The sequence below is a fragment of the Psychromonas aquimarina ATCC BAA-1526 genome, from assembly GCF_000428725.1.
In the GTDB taxonomy this organism is placed as follows: Bacteria; Pseudomonadota; Gammaproteobacteria; order Enterobacterales; family Psychromonadaceae; genus Psychromonas; species Psychromonas aquimarina.
Window position 1 is genome coordinate 25,385 of sequence record NZ_AUAM01000046.1, and the last position, 7,149, is coordinate 32,533.

Genomic DNA, 7,149 nt, shown 5'->3' on the forward strand with positions numbered 1-7,149 from the left:
ATGAAGATTCAGTTATTAATATTTGATAAATCAGCTTTTTTAGCTACTTTTTTTACGCTGGTTATCAAGTTTGTGTCATGGTGCTAATAGTTTTCCAGGTACTGTTTGCTCGGTTATTAAGCAAACGCGAATATTTTAAGTATTTGTTTAGGCTGTTTATATACTGTTAAAACCCCTGGCGGTATTTTTGCTGATAGTTACTGGTGGTGATAATAGTTTTATTTTTTGTGTGACTTAATCTTTCGCATGCTGTCGGTTCAGGTGTTGTGCACACAGCAGGAGAGAGCATTACCAATATTGTACAGACCATAGAAGCGGTAGAAGGTATGAGTATGCAGATTGCTGCTGTGACTGAAGAGCAGAATGCGGTTGCCGAAGAGATGAATAAAAATGTTCATGAAATTTCGACTATGTCTACCTCTATCTTTGACGGCTCCCAGCAGATAGCCAGTCAGAGTACTAATCTGGCCCAGCTGACTGAGCGTCTGAAAGAGCTGGTGGATAACTTTAAAACATCTTAACCGCTCTGAACAGAAAAAAGCCCCTGTATATAAATTATACAGGGGCTTTTTTATTCACAGGCTGCAGGCGGACCGCTTCACAGCAGCCCGTTTGCAGTTGTAATTATTTGTTTTTGTTATTCATTGCTTTACGAATACAGAAGGCGGCGCCTCCCCATGTTATCCCTAAACCAAGAACCATCATAATGATTGCACCTGTTGTCATCTTAAGCTTCCTTATTGGTTTTAGTTATTACGCTGTCAAAGCTGCTGGATTTATTAATTACAAGCGCAACGATTAACATCAGCGCAATCAGTCCCCAGCCAAGCATAAGTAAATCAGACTGGGCATAACCGCCGTAACCTTCTGTTAATGCGGTGACAATGTTCGTGCCTAAAATCACAAGTAAAAATGCCGGGCTGATGAAACGCAGACAGATTTCAAACCATTTACCGATAGTGAACTCAGATACGCTGTTTACATGTTTATGGATACCGGTCAGTTTCACCAGCCACCCCATAATAAATAACTCCACAACACAGCTGGCTAATAGTGCAATGTTGTTAATAAAGTAATCCACTAAATCAAGCAGTAATAAACCGCCGTTGGTTGCAAAAGACATAGATACAACAAAACCAACACCACAGACAATGGAAGCGGCTTTTTTACGAGACCAGTTTAATTTATCCATAAAGGCAGAAGTTACTGCTTCGATAATTGATATATGCGAACTTAATCCTGCAATTACTAACGCGAAGAAAAATACCGGCCCTAAAATAGACGGTGCAGGCAGTAAGTTAATAGCTGCAGGAATGGTCACAAATGCAAGGCCGACACCGGCACTGACTACTTCCGTAAGAGGTTTAGCCTGTTCATGTGCCATATTACCTAGAATTGAGAAAATCAGGATACCGGCAACAATAGAGAAACCACAGTTAATTAATACTGTCATAAAGGCATTATTATTAACGTCTGATTTTTCAGGCAGGTAGCTTGAATAAGCCAGCATAATGGCAAAACCGACACTTAAGGTGAAAAATATCTGCCCGTAAGCAGCAGACCAGACTTTCGGATCAGTGATTTTACTGAAGTCCGGCTGGAAAAGATAATTCAGACCGTCTAAAGCGCCCGGTAGAAAAACCATACGCGCAATTAATGCAACAACCATTAAAAACAGTAAAGGCATCATAATTTTACTGGCACGCTCAATACCTGCTTTTATACCGCCGAAAATTGCTGTAAAGGTGATCGCCCAGGCAATAAGCATTGGAACAGCAATATGCCACTGTACAGCACCTAATTTACTTGGTGAGTTATCACTGCCGAGCTTCAGGTATTCACCGAAGAAGTAAGCGTTTGTGTCTGTTCCCCAGCTTTGTGTGAAAGACATACTGAAATATGAAATTGCCCAGCCGATAACTGCAACGTAATAAACGGCAATAACAGCAGCAACAAAAACCTGGAACCAGCCAAGCCACTCATATTTTTTGCTTAGTCTTGCAAATGTACGCGGTGCGGCGCCTCTGTATTTATGGCCCATACCGAATTCCATGATCATAAACGGAATACCGGCGGTTAACATAGCAAACAGGTAAGGGATGAAAAACGCCCCTCCGCCGTTTTCATAAGCCATATACGGAAAACGCCAAATATTACCTAACCCGATTGCAGATCCTACGGCTGCCAGGATAAACCCTGCTCGGGATCCCCATTGTTCTCGTTTCATAAAAAATTCCCTAAGTAAATCATCCTTGATAATTAGCCTATGCTAACCATTGATCGTAGTGTACTTAAGCTCTCTGGAGCTAAGCTTAAGTGCAGACTACCTATTTGAGCCGCTTAAGGCAATAGGTGTGTTTTGTGAATAATGCATAAAAATACGTGGTTGCGGTATTTTGTGTTGCTAAGTTGTCGCTATGCGGGGGGAATCTCGCGCCTTTTGCGGTTTTTATGTTATTTTATTAAGTTGTAACTTTTTTGTTAAAAAAGACTGTAGGTGACGAAAGCGGGCGGAATAACGGTTTATTTTATGTACAATCATTATGCGCCAGGCGTTTTTACAATATTCAGCAATTCCATTATCCTTATACTCGTTATCAATTCAATTTTTCGGAAAAACTGATGAGCCAAAACAGCATTGAGCAGTTATTAAATATTATGAAGCAGTTAAGGGATCCTGAAAGTGGATGTCCCTGGGATACTAAGCAGACCTTTGCTTCGATTGTGCCGCATACCATTGAAGAGGTTTATGAAGTCGCGGATGCGATTGAGCAGCAGGATTATAAGGAACTGCAGGGCGAACTGGGGGATCTGTTATTTCAGGTGGTGTTTTATGCGCAGATGGCAAAAGAACAAAATCTATTTGAGTTTGACGATATTACTGCAACCCTGAATGAAAAGCTGATACGCCGTCATCCGCATGTTTTTTCTGGTAAAGAATTTGCCGATGAACAGGCTGTTCATGCTAACTGGGAAGCTGAAAAAGAGAAAGAGCGCGCTTTAAAAGCTCAAGCCGCGGATAAAGATGACAGTGTTCTGGATAATATTCCCCTGGCAATCCCGGCATTAAGCCGTGCTTATAAAATTCAGAAACGCTGTGCTAATGTCGGTTTTGACTGGAAGAAGCTTGCTCCTGTGATTGATAAAATCAAAGAAGAGCTTGATGAGGTATTAGTGGAAGTTAAGCGTGATGATTTAACTGAGCAGCAGAAGCAGCTTCGCATTGAAGATGAGCTGGGGGATCTGTTGTTTGCTAATGTCAATTTAGTACGTCATCTGAAATGTAATCCTGAACAGGTGCTGCGCCAGGCTAACCATAAATTTGAAACACGCTTTCGTTTAGTAGAGCTTGAAGTTTTTAAACAGGGCAGGCTGATGAGTGACTGCTCCTTAGAAGAGTTAGAAGATATCTGGGTAAAAGTTAAAGATAGACTTAACAGTGATGCTGCTTATTAGAAAACATCTTATAAAACAAAGACTAAATTTCTATAGTGGATGTTGTGCTGTTTTTTGTAAATAACACAACACACTTTAAAACAAACAGAACAAAAATACTCAGGCATATTTTTAAGTAAATAAGTATAAAAGATTGTCGAAAATGAGAGGTCTTGCTATACTGCATTCCCATCAAAATGTTCAAAATTCTCATTTGTAATTACAGTAAACTAGTCCGCTAACTTGACCCATCACTTATTTAATTAAGCTGGTGCTTTTGTGTTTGCGGGTTTGTTATTAATTGTGAATGAATATAACTTTCTTTTTTCTAATTCCTAATTCTCAGGGTTACTATGACGACAAAATATATTTTCGTAACTGGTGGTGTTGTTTCATCACTAGGTAAAGGTATTGCTGCAGGTTCACTGGCTGCTATTCTAGAAGCACGTGGTCTTGACGTAACAATTCTGAAACTTGACCCGTATATTAATGTTGACCCTGGTACAATGAGTCCTACGCAGCATGGTGAAGTTTTTGTTACTGATGACGGTGCTGAGACCGATCTTGATTTAGGGCATTACGAGCGTTTTATCCGCACCCGTATGACTAAACGTAATAACTTTACAACGGGCCGTATTTACTCTGATGTTTTAGCCAAAGAGCGTCGTGGTGACTACCTAGGCGCAACTATTCAGGTTATTCCGCATATTACCAATGCAATTCAAGAGCGTGTTATTGCTGGTGGTGAAGGTCATGACGTTGCTATTGTTGAATTAGGCGGCACGGTAGGTGATATTGAATCGCAGCCTTTCCTGGAAGCAATTCGTCAGTTAGGCCTGAAAGTAGGCCACGAAAATGCAATGTATATGCATTTAACGCTGCTGCCTTACTTGAAAACTGCCGGTGAAGTGAAAACTAAACCGACACAGCACTCAGTAAAAGAGCTGCGTAGTCTGGGTATTCAGCCTGATATTCTTGTCTGCCGCTCTGAAGTGAGCTTCCCTGCCAATGAACGTGCAAAAATTGCACTGTTCTGTAATGTTCAGGAGAAATCTGTAATTTCATTACGAGATGTAGACTCTATCTACAAAATCCCTGCTTTATTAAAATCACAAGGTCTTGATGATATCTGTGTTAAGCGCTTTGGTCTTGACTGCCCTGAAGCGGACCTAAGCGAATGGGAACAGGTTGTTTCAGAAGAAGCGAATACAACCAGTGAAGTTGTAATCGGTATGGTTGGTAAATACATTGAACTACCAGACGCATACAAATCAGTTAATGAAGCATTAAAACACGGCGGCCTGAAAAATGCAGCATCAGTAAAAATCAAATACATTGATTCACAGGATGTTGAAGTTAAAGGTGAAGATGCACTTAAAGGTATCGATGCAATCTTAGTTCCAGGCGGATTCGGTGAGCGCGGTATTGAAGGTAAAATTTTAGCCGCGCAGTACGCACGTGAAAATAAAGTGCCTTACCTTGGTATCTGTTTAGGTATGCAGGTGGCATTAATTGAATATGCGCGTAATGTTGCCGGCCTTAAAAATGCTCATTCAACAGAATTTAAGCCTGACAGTGAACAGCCGGTTGTTGGCCTGATCACTGAGTGGATTGACAAATCCGGTGAAGTTGAACAGCGTACTGAAACTTCTGATTTAGGTGGTACTATGCGTGTAGGCGCTCAGTTATGTCACTTAAAAGAAGGCTCTAAGGTGCTGGAAATGTACGGAAATAAAGAAATTTTCGAACGTCATCGTCACCGTTATGAAGTAAACAACAATCTGCTTCCTATCTTAGAAAAAGCCGGTTTAGAAATTACCGGTTTATCTGAAGATAAAAAACTAGTAGAGATTATTGAAAATCCAAATCACCCATGGTTTGTGGCTGCGCAGTTCCACCCGGAATTCACATCTACGCCGCGTGACGGCCATCCTTTATTCAAAGGTTTTATAAAATCTGCGATAGATCATCAACAAGGCCGATTTAAATAGTTTTTATTGACCCTATCACTTTATTTTGTTAAAAAATTACAAAATAAAGTGTAGCAAAATTACATAAGCAATTTTTAATATTATTTTTACATACAATTAAAGGAACAATTATGTCTAATATCGTAAAAGTACTTGGTCGTGAAATCATGGATTCACGTGGTAACCCAACTGTTGAAGCTGAAGTTCATCTAGCAGACGGTTCAATCGGTATGGCTGCTGCACCATCAGGTGCTTCTACTGGTTCACGTGAAGCTCTAGAATTACGTGACGGTGACAAAGCGCGTTACCTAGGTAAAGGTGTTCTTAAAGCTGTTGAAGCTGTAAACGGTCCTATCGCTGAAGCACTAGCTGGTAAAGATGCACTAGCACAAGCTGAGCTTGACCAGATCATGATCGACCTAGACGGTACTGAGAACAAAGCTAAATTCGGCGCAAACGCTATCCTGGCTGTTTCTCTAGCCGCTGCTAAAGCTGCTGCTGCTTCTAAGAAAGTTCCTCTATACGCTCACATTGCTGATCTGAACGGTACTTCTGGTGTTTACTCTATGCCTCTTCCAATGATGAACATCATCAATGGTGGTGAGCACGCAGATAACTCTGTAGATATCCAGGAATTCATGATCCAGCCTGTTGGCGCTGCTAACTTCCGTGAAGGTCTGCGTATGGGTGCTGAAGTATTCCATAGCCTTGCTAAAGTACTTAAAGCTGACGGTCACTCAACTGCTGTTGGTGATGAAGGTGGTTTCGCTCCTAACCTTCCATCAAATGCTTCTGCACTAGCTGCAATCAAAGTTGCTGTTGCAAACGCAGGTTACGAGCTAGGTAAAGACATCACTCTAGCGATGGATTGTGCTGCATCTGAGTTCTACGACAAAGAAGCAAACATCTACGATCTTAAAGGTGAAGGTAAGAAATTCACTTCTGAAGAGTTCAACTTCTTCCTACAAGATCTTACTAAAGAATACCCAATCGTTTCTATCGAAGATGGTCTTGACGAGTCTGACTGGGATGGTTTCGCACACCAGACTAAACTAATGGGTGATAAAATCCAATTAGTTGGTGACGATCTATTCGTAACAAACACTAAGATCCTTAAGCGTGGTATCGACAACGGTATTGCTAACTCAATCTTAATCAAGTTTAACCAGATCGGTTCTTTAACTGAAACTCTAGCTGCAATCAAAATGGCTAAAGACGCTGGTTTCACTGTTGTTATCTCTCACCGTTCTGGTGAAACTGAAGATGCAACAATTGCTGATCTAGCTGTTGGTACTGCTGCAGGCCAAATCAAAACTGGTTCTCTAAGCCGTTCTGACCGTGTTGCTAAGTACAACCAGCTTCTACGTATCGAAGAAGCTCTAGGTTCAAAAGCACCTTACAAAGGTCTTAAAGAAGTTAAAGGTCAGTAATATTACTGAGTTTTAAACGATAAGATTTGAAACGCTTCTTCGGAAGCGTTTTTTTATGTCTGCGGTTTATAAATATAGGTGCAAAGCACCATCATTCACTTCAGTCTTAAAGAAGTTAAAGGTCAGTAATCACTGATTTTTAAATATTAAGATTTTAAATCCTCACTCCGGTGGGGATTTTTTTGGCTATGTCTTAGTTAGCTGTTGCGACACTCGTCCAACAGCCTCAAATAAACAAATCTCAGGTGTTATTTCCGTACGATAACGTTCTAACATTCGACGCCAACCCAAGTAATTCCCCAAATACTTTGTTG

At 40.8% G+C, this 7,149-nt stretch carries 6 protein-coding genes and 1 pseudogene; 4 read left to right on the forward strand and 3 right to left on the reverse strand.

Features of this window, described 5'->3' with window-relative positions; genetic code table 11:
* The first annotated feature begins 266 nt into the window (after positions 1-266).
* Positions 267-521, forward strand: coding sequence for a hypothetical protein (locus G337_RS0115785; RefSeq protein WP_084605426.1), 255 nt, complete (start codon positions 267-269; stop codon positions 519-521).
* A 103-nt stretch (positions 522-624) separates the two neighbouring features.
* Here the strand turns inward: G337_RS0115785 and G337_RS28655 are convergent, their stop codons facing one another.
* Together G337_RS28655 and G337_RS0115795 are read right to left on the reverse strand one after the other, a co-directional pair.
* Positions 625-726, reverse strand: a complete 102-nt coding sequence (locus G337_RS28655) for a MetS family NSS transporter small subunit (protein WP_019614420.1) — start codon at positions 724-726, stop codon at positions 625-627.
* Position 727: 1 nt separating this feature from the next.
* Positions 728-2,227, reverse strand: coding sequence for a sodium-dependent transporter (locus G337_RS0115795; protein ID WP_028864762.1), 1,500 nt, complete (start codon positions 2,225-2,227; stop codon positions 728-730).
* Between the two features lie 395 nt (positions 2,228-2,622).
* Between G337_RS0115795 and mazG the strand changes: the two genes are divergently transcribed.
* From mazG to eno, 3 genes are all read left to right on the forward strand, one after another.
* The gene (gene mazG, locus G337_RS0115800; RefSeq protein WP_028864763.1) at positions 2,623-3,456 is read left to right on the forward strand and encodes a nucleoside triphosphate pyrophosphohydrolase; all 834 of its coding nucleotides are present in this window, start codon (positions 2,623-2,625) and stop codon (positions 3,454-3,456) included.
* A 332-nt stretch (positions 3,457-3,788) separates the two neighbouring features.
* The gene (locus G337_RS0115805) at positions 3,789-5,426 is read left to right on the forward strand and encodes a CTP synthase (RefSeq protein ID WP_028864764.1); all 1,638 of its coding nucleotides are present in this window, start codon (positions 3,789-3,791) and stop codon (positions 5,424-5,426) included.
* A gap of 110 nt (positions 5,427-5,536) precedes the next feature.
* Positions 5,537-6,835: a phosphopyruvate hydratase gene (eno, locus tag G337_RS0115810; RefSeq protein ID WP_028864765.1), complete on the forward strand. Its 1,299-nt coding sequence runs from the start codon at positions 5,537-5,539 to the stop codon at positions 6,833-6,835.
* Between the two features lie 186 nt (positions 6,836-7,021).
* Here eno and G337_RS28660 read toward each other — a convergent pair.
* A pseudogene (locus tag G337_RS28660) lies at positions 7,022-7,149 on the reverse strand (IS1595-like element ISCza1 family transposase); the annotation flags it as partial.

What these genes read in the sequence shown, in the direction of transcription:
- G337_RS28655 (WP_019614420.1), bottom strand. Translation starts at nt 726, where the DNA reads ATGACAACAGGTGCAATCATTATGATGGTTCTTGGTTTAGGGATAACA.
- G337_RS0115795 (WP_028864762.1), bottom strand. Translation starts at nt 2,227, where the DNA reads ATGAAACGAGAACAATGGGGATCCCGAGCAGGGTTTATCCTGGCAGCC.
- mazG (WP_028864763.1), top strand. Translation starts at nt 2,623, where the DNA reads ATGAGCCAAAACAGCATTGAGCAGTTATTAAATATTATGAAGCAGTTA.
- G337_RS0115805 (WP_028864764.1), top strand. Translation starts at nt 3,789, where the DNA reads ATGACGACAAAATATATTTTCGTAACTGGTGGTGTTGTTTCATCACTA.
- eno (WP_028864765.1), top strand. Translation starts at nt 5,537, where the DNA reads ATGTCTAATATCGTAAAAGTACTTGGTCGTGAAATCATGGATTCACGT.